Origin of the sequence: Streptomyces sp. NBRC 110028 (genome assembly GCF_001417735.1) — a bacterium.
GTDB lineage: Bacteria > Actinomycetota > Actinomycetes > Streptomycetales > Streptomycetaceae > Streptomyces.
In genome coordinates this window covers 1-21,440 of the sequence record NZ_BBUZ01000032.1, presented here as the reverse complement: position 1 = coordinate 21,440, position 21,440 = coordinate 1, and the positions used below count along the sequence as shown (strand labels likewise).

24 protein-coding genes and 1 pseudogene are annotated in these 21,440 nt (G+C 70.7%); 13 read left to right on the top strand and 12 right to left on the bottom strand.

Features of this window, described 5'->3' with window-relative positions; all coding sequences use genetic code 11:
• Positions 1–3: 3 nt before the first annotated feature.
• The 6 genes from ASC60_RS24455 to ASC60_RS24430 all read right to left on the bottom strand — a co-directional run bounded on the left by ASC60_RS24455 (position 4) and on the right by ASC60_RS24430 (position 7,361).
• Positions 4–1,791 (bottom strand): ABC transporter ATP-binding protein, encoded by a 1,788-nt coding sequence (locus ASC60_RS24455; protein WP_055554492.1) that lies wholly within the window; start codon positions 1,789–1,791, stop codon positions 4–6.
• The gene (locus ASC60_RS24450; RefSeq protein ID WP_055554490.1) at positions 1,788–2,852 is read right to left on the bottom strand and encodes an iron-siderophore ABC transporter substrate-binding protein; all 1,065 of its coding nucleotides are present in this window, start codon (positions 2,850–2,852) and stop codon (positions 1,788–1,790) included. The genes ASC60_RS24455 and ASC60_RS24450 overlap by 4 nt, the downstream gene beginning before the upstream one ends.
• Positions 2,853–2,937: 85 nt before the next feature.
• On the bottom strand, positions 2,938–3,771 hold the full coding sequence (locus tag ASC60_RS24445; protein ID WP_107097163.1) for an ABC transporter ATP-binding protein: 834 nt from the start codon (positions 3,769–3,771) through the stop codon (positions 2,938–2,940).
• A gap of 123 nt (positions 3,772–3,894) precedes the next feature.
• Complete coding sequence (locus tag ASC60_RS24440; protein ID WP_055554486.1) at positions 3,895–4,974, bottom strand: iron chelate uptake ABC transporter family permease subunit; 1,080 nt, start codon at positions 4,972–4,974, stop codon at positions 3,895–3,897.
• Positions 4,971–6,029: an iron ABC transporter permease gene (locus ASC60_RS24435; protein ID WP_055554484.1), complete on the bottom strand. Its 1,059-nt coding sequence runs from the start codon at positions 6,027–6,029 to the stop codon at positions 4,971–4,973. The genes ASC60_RS24440 and ASC60_RS24435 overlap by 4 nt, the downstream gene beginning before the upstream one ends.
• 3 nt (positions 6,030–6,032) lie before the next feature.
• Complete coding sequence (locus ASC60_RS24430; RefSeq protein ID WP_055554482.1) at positions 6,033–7,361, bottom strand: lysine N(6)-hydroxylase/L-ornithine N(5)-oxygenase family protein; 1,329 nt, start codon at positions 7,359–7,361, stop codon at positions 6,033–6,035.
• 247 nt (positions 7,362–7,608) lie between these two features.
• Here ASC60_RS24430 and ASC60_RS24425 point away from each other — a divergent pair, with 247 nt between their 5' ends.
• The gene (locus tag ASC60_RS24425; protein ID WP_055554480.1) at positions 7,609–8,556 is read left to right on the top strand and encodes a methionyl-tRNA formyltransferase; all 948 of its coding nucleotides are present in this window, start codon (positions 7,609–7,611) and stop codon (positions 8,554–8,556) included.
• Between the two features lie 32 nt (positions 8,557–8,588).
• Here ASC60_RS24425 and ASC60_RS24420 read toward each other — a convergent pair whose 3' ends face one another.
• On the bottom strand, positions 8,589–8,915 hold the full coding sequence (locus ASC60_RS24420) for a hypothetical protein (RefSeq protein ID WP_234357106.1): 327 nt from the start codon (positions 8,913–8,915) through the stop codon (positions 8,589–8,591).
• A gap of 148 nt (positions 8,916–9,063) precedes the next feature.
• Between ASC60_RS24420 and ASC60_RS39595 the strand changes: the two are divergent.
• Positions 9,064–9,270: pseudogene (locus ASC60_RS39595) on the top strand (LacI family transcriptional regulator); the annotation flags it as partial.
• An 82-nt stretch (positions 9,271–9,352) separates the two neighbouring features.
• On the opposite strand, the gene ASC60_RS44135 reads toward ASC60_RS39595, so the two are convergent.
• Entirely contained in the window at positions 9,353–9,430 is a 78-nt protein-coding gene (locus ASC60_RS44135) for a 50S ribosomal protein bL37 (RefSeq protein WP_370443954.1), read from the bottom strand.
• A gap of 173 nt (positions 9,431–9,603) precedes the next feature.
• On the opposite strand from ASC60_RS44135, the gene ASC60_RS24415 reads away from it, so the two are divergent.
• From ASC60_RS24415 to ASC60_RS39590, 4 genes are read left to right on the top strand one after another with little or no spacing between them, the layout of a single operon-like run.
• The gene (locus tag ASC60_RS24415; RefSeq protein ID WP_055554478.1) at positions 9,604–9,786 is read left to right on the top strand and encodes a ribbon-helix-helix protein, CopG family; all 183 of its coding nucleotides are present in this window, start codon (positions 9,604–9,606) and stop codon (positions 9,784–9,786) included.
• Between the two features lies 1 nt (position 9,787).
• Positions 9,788–10,135, top strand: a complete 348-nt coding sequence (locus ASC60_RS24410; protein ID WP_055554476.1) for a glyoxalase/bleomycin resistance/extradiol dioxygenase family protein — start codon at positions 9,788–9,790, stop codon at positions 10,133–10,135.
• 31 nt (positions 10,136–10,166) lie between these two features.
• Positions 10,167–11,024, top strand: a complete 858-nt coding sequence (locus ASC60_RS24405) for a class I SAM-dependent methyltransferase (protein WP_055554474.1) — start codon at positions 10,167–10,169, stop codon at positions 11,022–11,024.
• A gap of 48 nt (positions 11,025–11,072) precedes the next feature.
• Positions 11,073–11,432: a SpoIIE family protein phosphatase gene (locus tag ASC60_RS39590; RefSeq protein WP_370592961.1), complete on the top strand. Its 360-nt coding sequence runs from the start codon at positions 11,073–11,075 to the stop codon at positions 11,430–11,432.
• Here the strand turns inward: ASC60_RS39590 and ASC60_RS24395 are convergent.
• A complete protein-coding gene (locus ASC60_RS24395) occupies positions 11,410–12,111 on the bottom strand; it encodes a type 1 glutamine amidotransferase domain-containing protein (protein ID WP_055554470.1) in 702 nt (233 codons plus the stop codon). The genes ASC60_RS39590 and ASC60_RS24395 overlap by 23 nt on opposite strands.
• Positions 12,112–12,222: 111 nt before the next feature.
• On the opposite strand from ASC60_RS24395, the gene ASC60_RS24390 reads away from it, so the two are divergent.
• Entirely contained in the window at positions 12,223–12,843 is a 621-nt protein-coding gene (locus ASC60_RS24390; protein ID WP_055554468.1) for an L-threonylcarbamoyladenylate synthase, read from the top strand.
• Between the two features lie 2 nt (positions 12,844–12,845).
• On the opposite strand, the gene ASC60_RS24385 is transcribed toward ASC60_RS24390, so the two are convergent.
• Entirely contained in the window at positions 12,846–13,136 is a 291-nt protein-coding gene (locus ASC60_RS24385) for a hypothetical protein (RefSeq protein WP_055554466.1), read from the bottom strand.
• A gap of 267 nt (positions 13,137–13,403) precedes the next feature.
• On the opposite strand from ASC60_RS24385, the gene ASC60_RS24380 reads away from it, so the two are divergent.
• The 5 genes from ASC60_RS24380 to ASC60_RS24360 are packed head-to-tail and all read left to right on the top strand — an operon-like array spanning position 13,404 to position 18,938.
• Entirely contained in the window at positions 13,404–15,008 is a 1,605-nt protein-coding gene (locus tag ASC60_RS24380; RefSeq protein WP_055554464.1) for an ABC transporter substrate-binding protein, read from the top strand.
• 1 nt (position 15,009) lies between these two features.
• The gene (locus ASC60_RS24375) at positions 15,010–15,939 is read left to right on the top strand and encodes an ABC transporter permease (RefSeq protein WP_055554462.1); all 930 of its coding nucleotides are present in this window, start codon (positions 15,010–15,012) and stop codon (positions 15,937–15,939) included.
• Positions 15,940–15,953: 14 nt separating this feature from the next.
• Positions 15,954–16,919 (top strand): ABC transporter permease, encoded by a 966-nt coding sequence (locus tag ASC60_RS24370; protein WP_055554460.1) that lies wholly within the window; start codon positions 15,954–15,956, stop codon positions 16,917–16,919.
• Positions 16,916–17,899: an ABC transporter ATP-binding protein gene (locus ASC60_RS24365; protein WP_055554458.1), complete on the top strand. Its 984-nt coding sequence runs from the start codon at positions 16,916–16,918 to the stop codon at positions 17,897–17,899. Before ASC60_RS24370 ends, ASC60_RS24365 begins: the two co-directional genes overlap by 4 nt.
• 40 nt (positions 17,900–17,939) lie before the next feature.
• Positions 17,940–18,938, top strand: coding sequence for an ABC transporter ATP-binding protein (locus tag ASC60_RS24360; protein WP_055554814.1), 999 nt, complete (start codon positions 17,940–17,942; stop codon positions 18,936–18,938).
• A gap of 31 nt (positions 18,939–18,969) precedes the next feature.
• On the opposite strand, the gene ASC60_RS24355 is transcribed toward ASC60_RS24360, so the two are convergent.
• The gene (locus ASC60_RS24355) at positions 18,970–20,160 is read right to left on the bottom strand and encodes an alginate lyase family protein (protein ID WP_055554456.1); all 1,191 of its coding nucleotides are present in this window, start codon (positions 20,158–20,160) and stop codon (positions 18,970–18,972) included.
• Positions 20,161–20,307: 147 nt separating this feature from the next.
• A complete protein-coding gene (locus tag ASC60_RS43110) occupies positions 20,308–20,625 on the bottom strand; it encodes a hypothetical protein (protein WP_234357104.1) in 318 nt (105 codons plus the stop codon).
• Between the two features lie 362 nt (positions 20,626–20,987).
• Between ASC60_RS43110 and ASC60_RS41760 the strand changes: the two genes are divergently transcribed.
• Positions 20,988–21,359 (top strand): hypothetical protein, encoded by a 372-nt coding sequence (locus ASC60_RS41760; RefSeq protein WP_055554453.1) that lies wholly within the window; start codon positions 20,988–20,990, stop codon positions 21,357–21,359.
• The last annotated feature ends 81 nt before the right edge of the window (positions 21,360–21,440 follow it).

The window sequence follows — 21,440 nt, the reverse complement described above, 5'->3', positions numbered from 1 at the left end:
TGCCTAGCCGCCTTCTCGCCAGGCGCGCCACAGCCGCGCGTACCGGCCGCCGAGGGCCACCAGCTCCTCGTGCGTCCCCTGCTCCACGACGCGTCCCGCGTCGAGCACGGCGATCCGGTCCGCCGCCATCGCCTGGGTCAGCCGGTGTGCCACGAACAACGTGGTCCGGCCCGCGCACGCGGCCAGCACGGCCCGCTCCAGTTCGGCGGCGCCCTCGCTGCCCGCCTCCGCGGTCGACTCGTCGAGCACCACCACCGGCGACCGGCGCAACACCAGCCGGGCCAGGGCGATCTGGGCGACCTTGGTGACGTCCAGGCGCTCGCCGCCCTCGCCGACCGTGGTGTGCAGCCCGTCGGGCAGCGCGTCGGCCCATCCCCCGGCACCGACCGTGCGCAACGCGTCCATCAGCTCGGCGTCGGTCGCTTCCGGCGCGGCGAGCCGCAGGTCGTCGGCGAGCGGACCGGAGAACACGTGCGTGTCCTGCGTGAGGATGCTCACCAGGGCTCGCGCCCCGGCCTCGTCCAGACCGGCCAGGTCGGTCGGCCCGATGTGCACCGACCCGGCCTGCGGGGTCCCGATGCCCGCGATCAGTGCGGCCAGGGTCGACTTGCCGGCTCCCGTCGCCCCCACCAGCGCGAGCGAACCCCCGGCCGGGATGGTCAGGCTGACGTCCCGGAGGACCGGGTCCTCGGCGCCGGGATAGCGATACGTCAGCCCCGTCACCGTCACCGGGTGCGGCACGGCGTCCGGCGGCGCGATGGCCGTGTCGCCCACCAGCCGGTCCTCCGCGGCCTCTCCCATCACCCCGACCAGCCGGGTCAGGCTCGCGCCCGACTTCTGCGCCTCGTCGAAGGTGAACATGATGGAGCCCAGCGGTGTGAACAGCCGGTGGAACATCAGCGGGGCCGACGACACCTCGCCCAGGCTGGCGGCGTCGGCCTCCAGCAGCGCGTATCCCACCACGATGATCAGCACCAGCCCGATGAACTCGGCGCGGTTCTCCCGGCCGACGAACCGGCCGAAGAACCGGAACACCTCGATACCGAGATCGCGCACCCGCCACGACTCGCGGGTGACCTTCTCGCGGAAGGCGCCCTCCAGGCGGTAGGCCCGGACCGTGTCGATCCCGTTCAGACCGCTGATCAGCGCCTGTGCGCGGTCGGCCTGGGCCGCCCGCTGCTTCTGGTAGAGCGGGGCGGACCGGGGAAGGTACCAGCGCAGGGCCAGCGCGTACGCGGGCAGCGCGCCGGCGCCCGCCAGGCCGAGCCGCCAGTCGAGACCGAACATCCCGACCGTGGCGATGAGGACCAGCACGCCCGCCGAGAACACCGTGGGGACGGCCGTGCGGATGCCCTTGGACAGCACGGCCACATCGTCGCCGACCCTGGAGAGCACATCTCCCCGGCCCACCTGCTCGATCCGGGCGCTCGGCATCCCCAGCACCGCGCGGACGGCGCCTTCCCGCAGCCGCGCGAGCAGATCCGCGCCCAGCCGTCCGATCAGATAGGTCGACACCGCGGTGGCCGCCGCGCCGAGCAGCGCGGCGGCCCCCATCAGCACCCCGACCGTGACCAGGGCCGACCGCGGTTCGCCCTCGACCACCCCGTCGACCACCCGGCCGAGCAGAAGCACCGGGAGCACTTGGAGCGCCGCACCGGCCACGGTGGTGAGCACGGCGGCGGCCGTCAGCCACGGCACCTCGCGGCAGTGCGCCGCGACCCATCGGGTGGCCACGCGTCCGGTGGCCGTGCGCAGGGTGGCCGGGGCGACAGGGGCGTCGGTGACGCTCACCCCTGGCCGGCCGACGTGAGGAGCTGGTCGATCGCGTACGGCAGGGACAGCAGGGTGCTCTGGGACATGGCCGCGCCGACGGCCGGGCCCTCACTGTCCAGCAGGTACGACACCTTGCCCTTCTTCACGGCGTCCAGGTTGGTGAACAGCTTGAACTTCTTCAGCGCCCGCTGGTCCGCCGCGTCGTTGATGACGAAGACGCGGTCGGCGTCGGCCAGGTCGACGCGCTCGGGCGAGAGGACGGTGAAGAACTTCCCGTCCGCGGCCTTGTCGACCTTGGTCTGGTAGGTGAAGCCGATGCCCGTCACCAGTCGTCCGCGCACATCGGTGGAGGTGAACGGCGCCACCGAGTTCTTGTACCAGGACACCGCGACGGCGGTCTGCCCGGCGAACTTCGGATGCGCCTTCTTGGCCGCGTCGAGCTTGTCCTGGACGCCCCGCACCAGTTCGGCGCCCTCGTCCTCCTTGCCCAGCGCCTTGGCGATCTGCGCGGCGTTGTCCTGCCAGGGGGCGCTGAACGGCTCCTTCTCACCCTTGGTACGGCCCACGGTCGGGGCGATCAGGGACAGCTTGTCGTAGGCGGCCTTGTCGATCTCGGAGTAGACCGCCACGATCAGGTCCGGCCGCAGTGAGGCGATCTTCTCGTAGTCGGGGCCGGTGTCGCCGTTCTTCATGACGACCTCGGGCCGGGTGTCGCCCCACTTGTCCTTCACCCAGGGCCACTGGGTGTTGATATCGGGCTCCTTGCCCGCCGGGTTCGGGTACTGGTCGACCATGCCGACCGGCTTGACGCCGAGCGCCAGCATGGCCTGGTCGTCCGTGTAGCCGAGGGAGACGACCCGCTTGGGCGCCTCAGCGATCTTCGTGGATCCGAACGCGTGCTCCACGGTGACCGGGAAGGCGCCGGAGGCGGCGGCCGGGGCGTCGTCGCCCGTCGTGTCCGCCGAGTCCGCCGAGCCCCCGCCACATCCGGCGAGGAGACCGATGCCGAGGGCCGCGGCGGAGAGTGCCGCCGCTAACCGCCGCCCCGGCGTCGTACGCGTCGTTCTCTGGAGGAGCATCCAAAATCCCTTGCTGTCGCGCCACCGTTACGCCCTGACTAAGGACAGGCAAACCTTATCCCGCCCAAGTGAGGCCAGCCTAGCCTTACTTGGATATTTCTTGGCCGTAGCCCGGCCGGGCCCTGGCCGGGACCCGCTCCGGCCGGACGTGGGTGCGCCCGATCGGCACGATGAGCGGCCGGTCGCCCACCGGGTCGTCGACGACCGTGGCGCGCAGCCCGAACGCCTCGTCCAGCAGCTCGGCGGTGATCACGTCACGGGGGTGCCCCTGCGCCAGGATCGAACCCGCCCGCATCACCACGAGGTTGTCGCTGTACCGCGTGGCCAGATTGAGGTCGTGCAGCACCATGACCACGGTGCACCCCGACTCGTGGAGATCGTCCACCAGGTCGAGCACATCGATGGCGTGCGCCAGATCCAGGTAGGTGGTCGGCTCGTCGAGGAGCAGCAGCTCGGTGCCCTGGGCCAGGGTCATGGAGATCCAGACCCGCTGACGCTGCCCGCCGGACAGCGAGTCGACCGGGCGGTCGGCCAGATCCGACACCCCGGTCATGGCCAGCGCGCGCTCCACGACGTCCGCGTCGTCCGAGGACCACTGCCGCAACCAGCTCTGGTGCGGATGGCGGCCCCTGGCGACCAGGTCGGCCACCGTGAGCCCCTCCGGCGCGACCGGCGCCTGCGGCAGCAGGCCCAGCTTCTTCGCCACGTCCCGGGTCCTGAGCCGGGCGATGTCCTCGCCGTCCAGCACGACAGTCCCCCTGGCGGGCCTCAGCAGCCGGGTCAGGGTGCGCAGAAGCGTGGATTTCCCACAGCCGTTGGGCCCGATGATGGTGGTGACCACACCCGGCGGGATCGCCACATCCAGGTCGTCGATGACGTTCCGTCCGCCGTACCCGACGGTGACGCCCCGGGCCGCCAGCCGTGAGAGGTCCTGGGCCCCTGATGCGGTCTCGGTGCCGGTCCCGGTGCCGGCCTCCGTCCCGGTGACGCACTCGGCGCTCACACGTCCCCCTGTCTTCACGTTCGCCCCATTCATTGCCATCTACCTGAGGTTCGCCCGCACCAGCAGGCAGACGAGGAAAGGGCCGCCGATCGCGGCGGTGACCACGCCCACCGGGAGCGTGATCGGCAGCGCGGTGCGCGCGATCAGATCCGCGCCGATCAGCAGCAGCGCGCCCACCACGCCGGAGGCCACCATCGGCGGTGTCGGGCACCGGACCAGACGCATCGCCACCTGCGGCGCCACCAGCGCGACGAACGGGACCGGGCCCGCCACGCTCACCGCCACACCGGCCAGCAGCACCGCGCACAGCAGCAGGACGGCCCGCACCATCGAGTACCGGACGCCCAGGCCCGCGGCGACCTCGTCGCCCAGGTGCATCGGCTTGAACTGGAACGCGGCACAGGAGACGACGGCCAGAAGGACGAGCGTGCACCACACGCCCATCCGGACCTCGCCCCAGGAGCGGTTGTCCAGCGAGCCGACCAGCCACGCCTGAGCCCGGGCCACATCCTTGATGTCGGCCGTGGTCAGCAGCCAGGTCGTGATCGCCTCCATCACGGCGCTCACCGAGATGCCGATGAGGATGAGCCGGAAGCCGTCGATCCCGCGCCGCCACGCCAGGAAGTACACCAGCAGCCCCGTGCCGAGACCGCCCGCGAGCGCCGCCACGGACAGGCCCACGGCGCTGACGACCGCCGCGCCGGCCCCGCCCGACACCGTCACCAGGAACACCGAGACCACACCGGCGCCCCCGGTGATCCCCAGAATGTCCGGGCTGGCCAGCGGGTTGCGCGCGACGGACTGCGTGATCGCCCCGGACACCCCCAGCGCGACCCCCACGACGAGCCCGGCCAGGGCCCGTGGCATCCGCAGGTCCATGATGACGAACCGGTCGACCCGCTCGCCCCCGCCGAGAACCGTGGCGACCACCCGGGACAGGCCGATGGAGAACTCCCCGACACCGATGGACAGGCAGAACACCAGGAAGGCCGCCGCCGCCAGCAGCAGGGTGACGCCCATGAGCCAGGGCCGCCACACGAACGACAGCCGGCCGAGCCGCACCCCCGGCGCGACCACCGATGGCTTCGCGACCGTTCGCTTCACGTCTGTTCCGCTCATGTGTCCTTGAACTTCCCGCGCCACACCAGGGCCGCGAAGAACGGGGCGCCCAGGAGGGCCACCACCACACCCGCGTCCAACTCGCCCGGCCGCACCACCACACGCCCCACGATGTCGCAGACCAGCAGGACGACGGCGCCGAGCAGGCCCGCGTACGGCACCAGCCAGCGATAGTCCGGCCCGGTCAGATACCGGGCCACATGGGCCACCATGAGCCCGAGAAACGCGATGGGGCCGCACGCCGCCGTCGCCGCGCCCGCCAGCAGGGTGATCGCGACGATGCCGATGGTCCGGTTCAGCGCGATGTTCACACCCAGCCCCCGCGCCACGTCGTCCCCCAGGTTGAGCAGGTTGATGGCGGGCAGCGTGATCACGGCCAGCACCAGCCCGACGGCGATGAACGCGGCCACCGGCCAGATGACGTCGAATCCGACACCGGCCACGGAACCCGCGTTCCAGAACCGCAGCGCGTTCAGCGACTTCTGGTCCGCCAGCGCGACCGCCGTGGTCATCGCCGCCAGGAACACCGTGATCCCCTGCCCGGCCAGTGCGAGCGTCAGCGGATTCCCGGCGCCCCGGCCGATGCTCGCCAGCCCGAACACCACGACTCCGGCGACCGCCGCCCCCAGGAAGGCGAACCAGACGTACTGGAACGGGTCGGCGAACCCGAACACGGCGATCACCGACACCACGGCGAACGAGGCACCGGCGTTCACCCCCAGCAGGCCCGTGTCCGCGATCGGATTGCGCGTGTACCCCTGGATCAGCGCCCCGCCGACCCCGAGGGCGATGCCCGCCACGATCGCGAGCACCGTCCGGGGCACCCGCACCGTCCGCACGATGAGCCTGATCCCGGTGAGCCGCTGGTCGGAGTCCGGCCCGGCGAACAACCCGTGCCACACCTCGGCGGGACTCAGCGCGCGCGCACCGACGGCCAGCGACACCGCCGCCACGGCCACCAGGACCACCACCAGCGCACCCAGGCCCGCACCCCGCCGCCGGCGGGACTCTGCCGCGCCCCTCGATACGGGGCGCTCCATCACCGTCGTGCCCATGTCTCAGTACGTCATCGCCTCGGTGGAAGCGGACGTGACGCCCCGGTCGAGGAGCGAGTCCAGGATCTCGCCGACCCTGATCGCGGTGTTGGACAGCAGCGACGAGGTGATGCCGTGGGTGTGCTCGGTTCCGCCCTGCAGATAGATGCCGCAGCGCAGGCCGGGGTCCGTCGCGACGCGGTAGTCACGCTCGACGCGGACCCGGCCCTCGTCGTCGCGGAGGCAGTGACCGGCGGCCTCGCCGAGCAGTCCGATGGGGTCGACGGGGCTGTAACCGGTGGCGAAGACCACGACGTCCGCGTCGAGGAAGGTCTCCTCGCCGGTGACGAGGGACCGCACGGTGGCACGGACCTGGGCGGGTGTCTCCTTGACCTCGGTGATCCGGGACACGTTGAGGAAGCGCAGCCGCTCGGCGCCGAGGACCTTCTCCCGGTACGTCTGCCGGTACAGGTCGTCGATCAGGTCGATGTCCACCACGGAGTAGTTGGTGTTGCCGTGGTAGTCCATCAGCCGCCGTTTGACGTCCTCGGGCGCGGCGAAGTAGTCGTCGACCGCCGCCGGGTCGAAGATCCGGTTGGCGAAACCGCTGTCGTCGGCGGGGCTGTAGCCGTAGCGGGAGAAGACCGCGCACACCTCGGCCCCGGGGAAGCGGCGGTGCAGATAGGCCACGTTCTCGGCGGCGCTCTGCCCGGCGCCCACGACGATGAACCGGGAGGGCGAGGTGCCCTCCAGCTGGCCGGCCTTCGCCAGCAGTTCGGAGGTGTGCCAGACGCGGTCACCGCGTTCCACGCCCTCCGGCATGAAGGGGCGCAGCCCGGTGCCGATGACGAGGTTGCGGGCCCGGTGGACCTCCAGCCCCTCCTCCGACCGGACCGTCACGTCCAGGTACTCCACGGCGTCGTCACACAGGACGGGCGCGACGCCGACGACCTCGTGGCCGTAGGAGGCCATGCCCTCGACCTTGGCCGCGGCCCACTCCAAGTAGTCGTGAAACTCCACCCGCAGCGGGAAGAGGTTCTTGTGGTTGATGAAGTCGATCAGCCGCCCCTTGCTCTGCAGGTAGCAGAGGAAGCTGAACTCGCTGGCCGGGTTCCGCAGCGTCACCAGGTCCTTGAGGAAGGACACCTGCATGGTGGCGTCGTCGATGAGCATGCCTCGGTGCCAGCCGAAGCGCGGCTGCTGCTCGAAGAAGCGAGCGCTGATCGCCCCCTGCCCCCCGGCGCGTGCGTTGTGCTCGCTGAGTGCGATCGCCATGGCCACATTGGACGGCCCGAAGCCGATGCCTATGAGGTCGTGGACCGGTAAGGCGTCACCAGGAAGAACCTGTGACATGTCACTCCCATCGTGCGGGGCAATCGCCTTTCAGGCGTGCGGAAGATGCGAAGGGGCGCGCCGACGAAGCGACACGCCAAGAACTTAGGTGAGCCTAAGCTAAACCAGCAAGGCTGTCGATAGGCCACCGCGGGGAATCCGGATTATCCGCGGGCACCAACTGGCTGACCACGGAGGATCGTTGCGCAATAAGGTAAGCCTTGCTTTACTTGCCCCTCGGTCATTCCCTGCTGCGAGGAGGAACCCCATGCGGGTCGTCATGTTCGGTTACCAGACCTGGGGGCACCGCACCCTGCGAGCCCTCCTGGACTCCGAACATGACGTGGTCCTGGTCGTGACGCACCCCAAGAGCGAGCACGCGTACGAGAAGATCTGGAGCGACTCCGTCGCCGACCTCGCCGAGGAGCACGGCGTCCCGGTGCTGATCCGCAACCGCCCCGACGACGAGGAGTTGTTCGAGCGCCTCAAGGAGGCCGACCCGGACATCATCGTGGCGAACAACTGGCGGACGTGGATCCCCCCGCGCATCTTCGGCCTGCCGCGTCGCGGCACGCTCAACGTCCACGATTCGCTGCTGCCGAAGTACGCCGGGTTCTCCCCGCTGATCTGGGCCCTGATCAACGGCGAGTCCGAAGTGGGCGTCACCGCGCACATGATGAACGAGGAGCTCGACGCCGGGGACATCGTCCGGCAGGAGGCGGTCCCGGTCGGGCCGAAGGACACCGCCACCGATCTCTTCCACAAGACCGTCGACCTCATCGCCCCGGTCACGATCGGCGCGCTCGACCTCATCGCCACCGGGCAGACGGAGTTCACCCCGCAGGACCGGTCCCGGGCGAGCTTCTTCCACAAGCGGTCCGTCGAGGACATCCGCATCGACTGGACCTGGCCGGCGGAGGACCTCGAACGCCTGGTCCGCGCCCAGTCCGAGCCGTACCCCAGCCCCTACGCCTTCCACCGGGGCAAGCGCCTCGAAGTCCTGGCCGCGGTCGTGTCCCAGGGCCGGTACGGCGGCACTCCCGGCCGCATCTTCTACCGCGAGGGCGACGGCGTGGTCATCGTCGCCGGCGCCGACGCCCGCACCGGCCGCAACCACGGCCTGGCCATCACGCGCGTACGGACCGAGGAGGGCCACGAGATGGCCGCCACCGAGTACTTCACCTCCATGGGCGGCTACCTGACCAGCCGCCCCTGACCCCCGGCCCCGGGACGAGCCGTGGCGGTGGGTCAGAGACCGGCCGCCGCGGTGTGCGGGTTCTCGGCGGCCGGGGCGAGCCCCTCGGTCCGGGAATAGGCGGCGTCCTCGTGCTCGATGTTCACGGCCATGTCCGGGTCGGCCTCCGCGAGCGCGCACAGGAACTCGGTCCAGTAGGCGGTGTCGTGTCCGAGGCCGACGGCGACGGACTTCCACGCCGGGTTCTCCGGCCAGGCGTTGCGCCAGAAGCCGCAACCGGTGGGCACCTTGCCGGGGGCGTCGGCGGGCACGCGGGTGAACGACGAGTCCAGTACGCCACGGATGTCGGCGCCGGGGCAGAGCGTCGCGTCCTTCGCCACGGCGTGGAACACCAGGGGGCCGAGCCACTTATGGAGGGCACGATGTCCATGCCCTGCCACATCAGGTGCGAGGGGCCCATCTCCGCGCCGGCGTTGGTGGCGCCGGTCTCCTCGACCAGCCACTCAGGGTGACCGGGGAGAACACCAGGTTCCCACCGCCGTGGTCGCCTTCAACGACCAGCGCGCCATCGGCGTCCTGGCCGCCCTCTCCCAGGCCGGTCAGAACGCCGAGCAGCAGGCCCGGCAGGCGGTGGCCGCCGCCGTCGAACGCCTCGGCCAGGGCCGCACCGACCTGCGCGAGGTCGTCCTCAGCCCGCAACTCGTCGTGCGCGGCACCGTGGCCGAGCCCGCCTGACCCGCCGCACGCGAAACGAGGGACTCCCCGTACGCCATGCGCGCGGGGAGTCCCTCGGTGCCACTCGGCAGAGCGCCTCAGATCAGGACTGGGGGCGGCTACCGTGGTTGGCGCCGTTCTTACGACGGGCCTTCTTCTTGCGACGTCGCTTCGACGACATGTCGCCCTCCTTCCAACGATGCCCTACCTGTGCCGATCACATCGGTGTCTCACGCGGTGATCATGGCGCGCATACCCGGCTCGTCACGTCGCATGCCACCCCCCATTGTGAAGGACCTCACGTCACCGCCACACCATGGTTGCCTAGCTTGCTAGGATGCTAGCATTGCCCGCGTGGGTGATGAGGACGTCAAACAGTTCAACGTGTACCTGCCGATCGGGCTGATCAAGCAGGTCAAGTACCGCGCCATCGAGTCGGGCATGTCACTGTCGGCGCTGGTCGCCGACGCGCTGCGCGCCTACCTCGACGACACCGACAGGTCTTCCGGACAGCGATCGACCGAGCAGGAGAGCTGATATGACAACCGAAGGCATCGAGGCCGTGTTTCTGACGACACACAACTGGGGCAAGGCGGCGAAGTTCTTCCAAACGCTCGGCTACGAGCTGGAGTTCGCCACGGACCACAACTCCGGACAGCTCCGCAACGGCGACGGGCCCTATGTGTTCATCGCCGAGGTCCCCGAGGACCAGGAGCCCCAGACGCGGATGGTGCTGAAGGTGCCGGACGCGGACGCGTTCCGGCCCGATCCGGCTGCTGTCGAGGTGGTCACCCCGTTCGCGGACACCCACTACGGGACCAGGGAGATGACCGTGCGCGACCCCGACGGGCGTCTGTGGAGCCTCCAGGCTCCCGCGGGCGACTGACCCACGACGGCCGGGGCGAAGGGACAACACCATGGCTGACGAACACATCGGGGCACCCGACAGCACCGCGGTGCGGACCGCGCTCTGGCGGGCCATGCACGTGCGGGTCGACGCGCCCCCGTACGTGATCGAGGACGAGGTCGGGCTGCGGCTGGTGGCGCCCGGTGAGGACTGGCGGGAGCGGCCCGACATGGACCCGCACACCACCAGCGGGTTCCGGGCGGCCATGGTGGCCAGGGCCCGTTTCATCGAGGACCTGATCACCGAGCAGGCCGGGCGCGGCGTCGCCCAGTACGTCATCCTGGGCGCCGGTCTGGACACCTTCGCCCAGCGCAAGCCGGAGATCGCCTCCCGGCTGCGGATCTTCGAGGTCGACCAGCCGGGCCCCCAGTCCTGGAAGCGCCGCCGCCTCGCCGAACTCGGCTATGGCATCCCCGAATGGCTGCACCTGGTGCCGTTCGACTTCGAAGCCGGTGCGTCCTGGCTGGAGCGGCTGGCCGCCGCCGGTTTTGATCCCGGGCAGCCGGCGGTCATCGTCTCCACCGGCGTCAGCATGTACCTCACCAGGGACGCCACCACCGCCACCCTGCGCCGGATCGCCGGGCTCGCCCCCGGTTCGACGCTCGCCATGACGTTTCTGCTGCCGATCGAACTCGTCGAGGACGCCGACCGGCCCGGCCTCCGGGCGAGCCAGGAGGGCGCGCGAGCGTCCGGGACGCCGTTCCTCAGCTTCTACACCCCGCAGGAGATGCTGGCCCTGGCCCGCGAAGCGGGGTTCCGTGAGGCGCGCCATGTGTCGGGCGCGTCGCACACCGCGCGCTACTTCGCCGACCGCGCCGATGGCCTCCGTCCGTCAAGCGGCGAGGACCTGCTGTTGGCCACCACCTGACCTGCGGAGAAACCGCGTCGCGTGGTCGAGGAAGGCGTCGGCCGCGGCATGCGTGGGGACATCGGGCCGGCCGATGTCGACCTGCCGCCCGACGAGCTTCTCACCCACCTCGATGACCTGGTCGTCCGTCTCACCGATGACGGGCAGGACACCATCGCCGAGGAGGTCATGGACACCGGCGCGGACCAGGCGGCCACCGGTGGGGTGGGAGCGACCTGTCTGTACGCGGTCTACGATCCGGTCTCCCGGCACTGCGCGCCGGCGTCGGCCGGACACCCGCTGCCCGTCCTCGTCTCCCCCGACGGCGGGGCCGATCCGGCTGGGGAACACGCCAGACCACCGCCGGGAAGACCATCTGGTGCGAGCAGAGGCTGCTCGCAGGCGGTTACTCCTGGCCCAGCTTCTTGAGCAGCTCGGTGGCCAGGGGGCCGGAGGAGGCGGGGTTCTGGCCGGTGACGACGTTGCGGTCGACCTCGACGTGCGGCGCCCACGCCTCGCCGGCCTCGACGGTGAGCCCGGCCTCGGTCAGCCGGTCCTGCAGCAGCCACTTGGCGTTGCCGGCGGTGCCGGCCAGCTGCTCCTCGGTGTTGGTGAACGCGGTGATCCGGTAACCGGCGTAGGCGTTGGTGCCGTCCTCCTTGACCGCCGCCAGCAGCGCGGCCGGGCCGTGGCACACCACGCCCACCGGCAGTCCCCGGTCCACCGCCCGCGTCAGGAGGCGCCCGGAGTCGGCGTCGACGGTGAGGTCCTCCATGGGGCCGTGGCCGCCGGGAACGTACACCGCGTCGAAGTCCTCAAGCCGCACATCGGCCAGGGCGGCGGGCCGGCGGAACTCGGAGGCGGTCTCCACCACCTTGGTGAGCCGCGCGGCCTCCTCGGCGCCGCCGGCGGCCTCCGGGGCCAGGCTGACCGGGTCGACCGGCGACACCACGCCGCCCGGAGTGGCCACGGTGACCTCATGCCCCGCGGCCTTGAATGCCTCCAGCGGGACGACGGCCTCTTCCGCCCAGAAGCCCGTGCGGTGGGTGCTGCCGTCCGCCAGTGTCCACGCGTCGGCGCCGGTCATCACAAAAAGTATCTTCGCCATGTTTCTCTCCTCGTAACGGTGTTTTCACAGTGCGGTGAGGCGCCGCCCTCCCCGCGACCTTTCCGGATCACCACTCTGCGCAGGATCCGGACGATCGACTACGCTCGGCGGATGGCGAAGTACTTCGATGTTCACCCCGACAATCCCCAAGCGCGCACCATCGGCAACGTGGCCGACAGGATCCGTTCCGGCGCGCTGGTCGCCTACCCGACGGACTCCTGTTTCGCACTGGGCTGCCAGATGGGCAACCGCGACGGTATCAGCCGGATCCGGTCGATCCGGCATCTCGACGACCGCCACCACTTCACCCTGGTGTGCCAGGACTTCTCACAGCTGGGCCAGTTCGTGCACATCGACAAGGACGTGTTCCGGGCGATCAAGGCGGCGACACCCGGCAGCTACACCTTCATCCTCCCGGCGACCAAGGAGGTGCCGCGGCAACTGCCGCACCCGAAGAAGAAGACGGTCGGGGTGCGGATTCCGGACCACACCGTCACCCAGGCACTGCTCGCCGCCCTCGGCGAGCCGCTGCTGTCCAGCACCCTGTTGCTGCCCGGCGAGGACGAGCCGATGACCCAGGGCTGGGAGATCAAGGAGCGGCTCGACCATGTGGTGGACGCCGTGGTCGACTCGGGAGACTGCGGCACCGAGCCGACCACGGTCATCGACTTCTCCGACGGTGAGGCCCAGATCGTACGCCGGGGAGCTGGCGACACCGCGCGGTTCGAATAGGTCTAGTCGTCGATGCACTTGGGGTACTTCGAACCCCGGTTGCAGTCGTGGTAGTCGTACTTGCTGACCCGGAACTTCTTCTCCGCGCCTCCCTTGGCGGGATCGACGACCAGATAGAACTTCTTCCCGTCCTTGACCTTCTCGGTGACCTTCCCCTCCGGGCCTTTGCCGAAGTCCTGCGCGCACCCGGTGAGTGCGAGGGCGGTCACGGCCACGAGGGCGAGGGCGGGGGCGAGGCGGCGTTGCACGTGGTGCTCCTGATCGACGTGAAGACCAGGGCAGTCTAAGGTCATCGGCCGCCCCGCCGAGCGGGCAGGGTGCACCGATCACACCCCCTTCACACACCGCGCTTCACACCGGCGCACCGGCACGCCGGGAAGCGGCCTGCCGAGACCCCGATGGTGGGCCAACGGCGCCTTTTGTCAGATCCCTTGACGCCCCGCCACCTCAGCCTTAGCTTCGGCGTTTATAAATGCAGACCGAGTACGCAAGTGTAGACGACCAGGTCGAGTGTCGTGTCTCCCGCGGCACCGCGTCAGCATCCTCGGAGGTCGCCCGGGATGAGATCCTCCGTACGCTCCAACCGGCGGCCGAGGCGGGGCCGGGCGCGCCCCGGGTTCACCCTCGCGGTCTCCGGGACCATGCTGCTGACCAGCGCGTGTGCCGTGGCGAACGGTGACGCCGCGGGGGATGCCGGAAGCGCCGGCGGCGGCACGCTGCGGGTGGTCCTCACTCAGGAACCCCCGACGCTGGAGCCCTGTGAGTCCTCGTTGACCGCGACCGGAGTCGTCGTCCGCTCGAACGTCACCGAACCACTGGTTGAACGGGACCCGACCTCGGGCAAGCTCGAACCGCTGCTGGCGACCGGCTGGCAGCGGACCAGGCCCACGACGTGGAGCTTCGGCATCCGCTCGGGTGTGACCTTCCAGAACGGGCGGCCGTTCACCGCTCAGGACGCCGCCTTCTCCATCGAACGCGCCGTCAACTCGGATCTCGCCTGCAATGTGGACGGCTATGTCTTCGGCGACGAGAAGCTTCGCGTGCGCGCGGTCAGCCCCACCCGGCTGACCGTCACGACCGAGAAGGCGGACCCCATCCTCCCGCTGCGGCTGAGCTTCATCGAGATCGTGCCGCGCACCACCGATACCCGGGCCAAGGTGCGCATACCGATCGGGACCGGCCCCTACGCCGTCAGAAAGTGGGAGACCGGCGTGTCGATCTCCCTTGCCCGCAACGAACGTTACTGGGGCAGGGCGCCCGCCTATCCCCGGGCCAGATACGTCTGGCGCAGCGACGCCAGTGTGCGGGCCGCGATGATCGACAAGGGTGAGGCCGACATCGCGACGGCGCTGGACCCCGTGGACGCGTCCAAGGACACCACCGTCGCCTACCCCAACAACGAGACGACCGCCCTGCGGCTGGACGGCCGAGAGGCACCGCTGGACGACATCCGGGTGCGCAAGGCGATCGGCATGGCCATCGACCGCACGGGCATCGTGGACGCTCTGCTCGGGGGGCTCGCCAAGCCCGCCGCGCAACTCGTACCGCCCGGTGTGGTGGGCCACAACGACGACCTCGCCACCACCCCGTACCAGGTGGCCGCGGCCCGCGCGCTGGTCGGGCGGGCGGCCGCCGACGGCGTACCCGTCCACCGGAGGATCACCCTCGTCGCGCGCAACGGCCAGTTCGCCGGGATCGCGGAGGTGGCCGAGGCGCTGCAGTACCAGATGGCGCGCATCGGGCTGAACGTGCGGATCCGGATGGCGGACACCGCCACCCACCTCCAGTACCAACTGCGCCCGCTCCCCCGCGGCGTCGGGCCGATCGCGCTGCTGATCATGCACGGCAACCAGGCCGGGGACGCGGCCTTCACCACCAGCCAGTACCTGCTGAGCGACGGCCCCCAGTCCACCTTCGGCACCCCGCGGCTCGACCGCCGCATCGCCGCGGCGAACGCGCTGTCCGGCAAGGCCCGGCAGAGGGCCTTCGCTCGCGTGCTCGCCTACCAGAACGAGAAGGTGGCGCAGTACGCCTATCTGGCGCATATGCGCGGGCTGCTCGGTCTGTCGTCCTCGGTGCGATACCGCCCGGACTCCGCCACCGGGGACGAGATGCGGCTGGCCGAGGTGCGGCCGGTGAAGCCACGGAAGGCGGCGAACCCCTGATATGGCGTCCTTCCTGCGCAAGCGCATCATCTCCAGCGCGATCCCCCTGGTGTTCGTGGTGCTGGGTGTGTTCTGCCTGGCCCGTCTGACCGGCAACCCCGTCGACCTCTACCTCCCGCTGAGCGCCACCCCCGGGCAGCGCGCGGACTTCTCCGCCGCCCACGGATTCGACGACTCCATCCCGGTGCAGCTGTGGGACTACCTCGGCAACGCCGCGCGGCTCGACTTCGGCACCTCGCTGCGCACCGGGGAGTCCGCCGACTCGATGGTGCTGGAGGCGTTTCCCGTGACCCTCCAGCTCGCGGGCATGACCATGCTGCTGGCGGTCCTCGGCGCCCTGCTGGTCGGAAGCCTGGCCGCCTACCGGCCCCAGTCGGCCGTCGACCGGCTCGCCGGTCTGCTGTCGATGACCGCGGCCAGCATTCCCGACTTCTGGTTCGCGATCATGGGTGTGCTGGTCTTCGGAGTGGGGCTGGGCTGGCTGCCGACCTCCGGCACCCTGGGCGGTCCGGAGGTGTGGGTGCTGCCGCTGGCCACCTTGCTGATCCGCCCGTTCGGGGTGCTCGTGCAGGTGGTCCGCGGCAGCATGGTCGGCGCGCTGTCCGCGCCCTATGTCAAGGTCGCCCGCAGCAAGGGGGCCGATGCCACGCGCGTGGTGTTCGGACATGCCCTGCGCAACGCCGTCACGCCCGTGCTGACCGTCGCCGGAGATCTCGCCGTCGGCCTCGTCAACGGCGCGGTGGTGGTGGAAACGATCTTCGGCTGGCCCGGGATCGGCAAGCTCATGATCGACTCGATTCTGCAGCGGGACTTCGCGGTGCTGCAGGCCGCCGTCCTGCTCACCGCCGTGACGATCTTCGCGCTGAACATCCTCGTCGACGTCTGCCACGCGCTGATCGACCCCCGAGTGCGCCAGGCGGTACCGGCGTGAGCGAAGGAGCCACCATGCCCGCCCCCGACGGCCGCATCCCCTCCGACGCGGCCACTCCCCCGTCGCGCTCCCGTCCGCCCCGCTGGTGGCTGCTGCTCGGCAGGGACCGGACCGCGGCCGCCGCGGCCGTCGTGCTGGCCCTGGTGTTCCTCGTCGCGCTGTTCGGGCGGCTGTTCCTCGGCGACCGGGCGGTACGGCAGGACCTGCGCGCCTCGCTGCGTCCGCCCTCCTTCGACCACGGGCTCTCCGGGCTGCTCGGCACGGACGTCCTCGGACGCAGCGTGCTGGCCCGGCTGGTGGACGCCGCGGGGACGACGCTGTCCATCGCGGTGCCCGCGGTGCTGTGCTCGCTGCTGATCGGCTCCGCCCTGGGGCTGTGGGCGGGGTACCACGGAGGCATGCGCGAGAACGTCGCGATGCGCGCGGCCGATGTCATCCTCAGCTTTCCGTCCCTGCTCATCGCGGTGGTCGTGCTGTACGTCTTCGCGCCCAGCGCGATGAACATCGTGCTGATCCTCGCCGTCGCCCGTGTCCCCGTCTATCTGCGCACGGCCCGCGCGGAGTCGGCCGAGCTGAGAAGCCGTCTGTTCGTCGACGCGGCCCGGACCTTCGGCACGCCCAGCTCGGCCATCATCTACCGGCACCTGCTGCCGATCGCGCTGCCGACGCTGCTGACCGTGGCCACGCTCGACTTCTGCTTCGTCATGCTGACCGAATCGTCGTTGAGTTTCCTCGGTGTCGGCATCCAGCCACCCGAGGTGAGCTGGGGGCTGATGGTGGCCCAGGGCCGCCAGTACCTCCGGACCGCCTGGTGGATCGCCGTGCTGCCGGGACTCGCCATCATGCTCACCACCGTGTCGGCCACGGTGCTCGCCGCCTGGGTGCGCCTGGCCACGGACCCCGGACAGCGGTGGCGGCTGACGCTGCCCCGTAAGCGGCGCGGCAACCGGGCCGCCGTACCCCCGGAGATAGTCGCGTGAAGCCACCAGCCGCCCTTGAGGTCGAGGGGCTGTGCGTCGATCTGCACACCCCCACCGGCACGCTCCGCGCCGTGGACGGCGTCAGCTTCGGTGTGCACAGGGGGCGCACCCTGGCGCTCCTCGGCGAGTCCGGCTGCGGGAAGTCGATGACCGCGCTGTCCATCGCCGGGCTGCTCGACCCGGTGGCCGAGGTGACGGGCGGAGCCGTGCGGGTGTCCGGCACCGATGTGGTGCGGCTCGGCCGGGCCGAGCGCCGAAAGCTTGCCGGTCCCGTACTGTCGATCGTCTTCCAGGACGCGCTGGCCGCGCTCAACCCCGTGCAGCCGGTCGGCCGGCAGCTCGCCGAACCGTTCCGCATCCACCGCGGGCTGTCTCGGCGCCAGGCCGCGCGGAAGGCGGTGGAGCTGATGACGCGCGTCGGCATCCCCGAGCCCCGGCTGCGGGCCCGCTCGTATCCGCATCAGTTCTCCGGCGGCATGCGCCAGCGGCTGCTGATCGCGATGGCCGTCGCCCTGGACCCTGATGTGCTGATCGCCGACGAGCCGACGACCGCGCTCGACGTCACCGTACAGGCGCAGATCATGCGGCTGCTGAGGGATCTGCGGACCGAGCGGGACATGGCGCTCGTGCTGATCACCCACGATCTGGCGGTGGTCGCCCGGCACGCGGATGACGTCGTGGTGATGTACGCGGGCACCGTGGTCGAGACCGGCCCGGTGCGGGAGGTCTTCGCCCGCCCCCGCCACCCCTACACCAAGGCGCTCCTGGGCTCCGTGCCCGAACACACCGTCAGGGGCCGCCCCCTGCCGGCCGTACCGGGCAGCCCGCCCGAGCTGAGCGCGGTGCCGTCCGGCTGTGTCTTCCGGGCCAGATGCCCGCTGGCCGGTGAACGCTGCGTCCGGGAGCGCCCGACCCTGGAGCCGGTGGCCGCCTCGCGCTCGGCCGCCTGCCACTTTTCCGAGGAGCTGGACCGTGGCTGAGAACGTGCCCGGGAAGGTGTCCGGGAAGGTGTCCGGGAAGGTGTCCGGGAGCTTCGGAACGCCGCTCCTCGACGTCCGCGGCGTGACGAAGTCGTTCGGCCACGGCCGCCGCAGGCTGACCGCGGTGGACGGGGTCGACCTCCGGGTGGGTCACGGAGAAACCCTCGGCCTGGTGGGCGAGTCCGGATGCGGAAAGTCGACCCTGGCCAGGGTGGTGCTCGGGCTGGAACGGCCGGACGCGGGAACGGTGCGCTTCGACGGCACCGACCCGTTCACGCTGAAGGGCCGGGAGCTGCTGGCGTGGCGGCGCCGGGTGCAGATGGTGTTCCAGGACCCGTTCGCCTCGCTCAACGCCCGTATGTCCGCGGCCGATCTCATCGGCGAGCCGTGGCGCACCCACCGCGACATCCTGCCCACGGCGCGCGAGCGGGAGCGCCGGGTCCTTGAACTGCTGTCCCTCGTCGGACTGCGCGAGAGCGACGCCCACCGCTACCCGAACGAGTTCTCCGGCGGGCAGCGGCAGCGCATCGGCATCGCCCGCGCGCTGGCCCTCGAACCCGACCTCATCGTGTGCGACGAGCCCGTGTCCGCGCTGGACCTGTCGGTGCAGGCGCAAGTGCTGAACGTGCTCTCCGAGTTGCGGACGCGGCTCGGCGTTTCCTATGTGTTCATCTCCCACGACCTGTCCGTGGTCCGCTACATCTCCGACCGGGTGGCGGTGATGTACCTGGGCAAGGTCATCGAACACGGCCGCGCCGACGATGTCTTCGACCGGCCGCTGCACCCTTACACCGCCGCCCTGATGTCGGCCGCTCCCCGGCTCGATGTGTCCGGGGCGCCCCCCGGGGAGGAGATTGCCCTGTACGGGGAGATCCCCTCCCCGTACGGCATCCCCTCGGGCTGCCGGTTCCGGACCCGCTGCTGGAAGAGCGAGCCCCGCTGCGCCGCGACCGCTCCCCCGGCCGTCGCCCGCGACGCCACGGCGGACCCGGGCCGGGAGCCGCACGAGGGCCTGTGCCACTTTCCGCTGGACGGCTGAGGTGGAGCGGTCGGGCACCTCACGTGGCCGCTCAGGACGGGTTGTCCGCGTGGGTGAGGGTCGTCCAGGCGTTGAAGTAGTTGTCGGTGCCGGACGGCCGGTGCGCCTCGGTGTACTTCTGGGTGTTGGACATGGCGATGCCCAGACGGTTGTGGAGGGCGTTGAAGCCGACCTCGGTGACCTCGCCGAGGCCCTTCTTGACCGAACCCCCGCACAGCCAGGACGGCACGGTCGCGCCGTTCTCGTAGGAGGTGTGGAGACCCAGGGCGTAGCGCAACCGGTCCTGGATCTTCGGGTAGAGGTCCTGGCCCTGGATGCGGCTGGTCTCGGCGATGTCCGCGATGGAGGCGAGGCCCCAGCCGGTGTGCCCGAAGTCGCGGCAGGTCTCCTGGGAGAGGCCGTCGGCGAAGGTGCTCTGGCCCTGCCAGTACTTGACGATCTCGGCCTTGGTGTCGATGCTGCTGCCCGCGGGCGGCTTGGGCAGATCACCGTCACTGGTCAGATAGACGTACGCCGGGACACGGGCGAGGTAGGTGCTGACGGCCTTGTCGTAGCTGGTGCGGTCCTCGATGAAGACGGAGATGCCGATCGCGGCCTCGGTCATGACCAGTTGCCAGTTGCCGTTCTTGGTCTCGGCGCCGCTGATCACCTCGGGGAGGTAGACGTCGCGCAGCATGGTCGCGAAGCGACCGGCGCCCGACCAGCCGCCGTCGTAGGTGTACTTGATGATCTCGGCGGCGCGCGGCCAGGTGGATCCGGCCCAGCCGGTCTGCAGCGGGGCGTTGCTGTTGGTGTGATCGGTGATGGTCGCGGACCAGGCGTCCATGATCTCGATCGCCTTCTTCGCGTAGCGGCTGTCCCGGGTGAAGTACCAGGCGAGCGCGTCGGTGTAGGCCGCGATGGCGTCCTGACGCTCGTCGGTGCAGCCGTAGTTGGGGTTGGAGGACGATCCGCACTCCACGACGGCGCGGGGCTTGGGGTTACGCGACAGTGAGGCGTAGGAGCTGCCCATCATGTCGTCGTAGGCGGCCTTCCAGGGCTGCTGGCCGGCCTGCGCCTTGGCCCGGGCGTAGTCGAGTTGCCCCCGGCTCACCAGCACTCCGGGGTGGGTGAACGTGGCCGGCGCGGCGGCGGCGCGGGGGACCGGTCCGGTGAGCTGAAGGCTCAGCAGCCCGGCCAGCAGGGCGAGCACGCCGAGCAGCGCGGTTCTGGTTCGTGCCATCCGATGACCTCTTCCATGCTCGATGGGGGACGCGGTGGCGCAGGATTGGCCTGGACCATAGGGAGAGGTCGTGAACATGTCAATACCCATATGTGGCTCGCGTTCATCCCCTTGTCCAGGCGATGTGTCCGGTGGTCGGTCAGCTGTCTACTGGCCGGGGTCTGGGTGCCTGCCGCGGGAAGCCGGCTCGGACAGTGCCGCGTGCCGCAGGTGTTCGGCAAGCGCCGCGGTGGCCGTCGAGGCGGTCCGGGACTTGGCGCCCCAGGCCAGCAGATGCCGGCGGCGCGACCAGGCGTCCTGGAGGTCACACACGTCGAGCAGTTGGCTCGGGCTCGCCGTCGTGCCGCGCCGCGCCATGAGGCCCGGACAAGGACGGAGGGACGACGCGATGACCACCACCACCCGGGCCACCAATCCCGTCGCCGCCCACTGCCTGCGCTGCGGCCGGGCGCTGCGCAACGCCACCACCGACGCTACGGCCCCAAGTGCCGCGTCAAGGTCCGCGCCGCCGCCCACGCCGAGGTCGTCGCCCGGTACAAGCCTACAAGCCGCACCAGGTCGCCAAGGCAGAAGCGCTGATCGAACAGGGCGGCCTCATCCCGCTCCGCGGGCGCCGGGTCTTCTACGCGGTCAGCAGCGACGGCGCCACCGCCTACAAGGCGCACCGGGCCGCCTGCACCTGCCCGGCGGGCATCAAGGGGCCTCCACCCCTGCAAGCACCGCATCGCCGCCCACATCCTCAGCCTCGCCGCTTGACCCACTCGCCCCGGCCGGGCGCCAGCCACAGCGCCCGGCCCACCCAGCGCCCACGAAAGGAACACCCGCTCATGAAGGTCCGAACCGGCGCGATCCGCCAGGACCGTCTCACCGGAGCCTTGCCCGCCGCTACGGCGGCCGTGACCGCCAAGGCCGTTGCTGAAATGCACGCGCAGGGCCTGACGCATGAGCAGATCCGCCAGCAGTTCGAGCGCAAGAAGGCCGAGGCCGAGCACTCCGGCAACGCCAAGCGCGCCGCCGTGGCAGACGCCATGCTCACCGTTCACGCCGGCATCGCGGCCGACGAGGAGGCGCAGGCGCGGCCGGCCCTCCCCGCCCCCATGCCCGAGCTGGAGCCCGCGACCGCGCCCGCCACCTACGCCGGCGTTCCCGTCCCGGCCCCCGTCCGCGACCGCTGGGCCCGCGCCGGGCAACGGGGCTGATCACCGTTCAGGGGATGTGCGCGGGCTGTCGGCCGGGCTGTTCGGTCTGCGGAAGTCCCCTGATCTCGAAGTGGCTGCGAT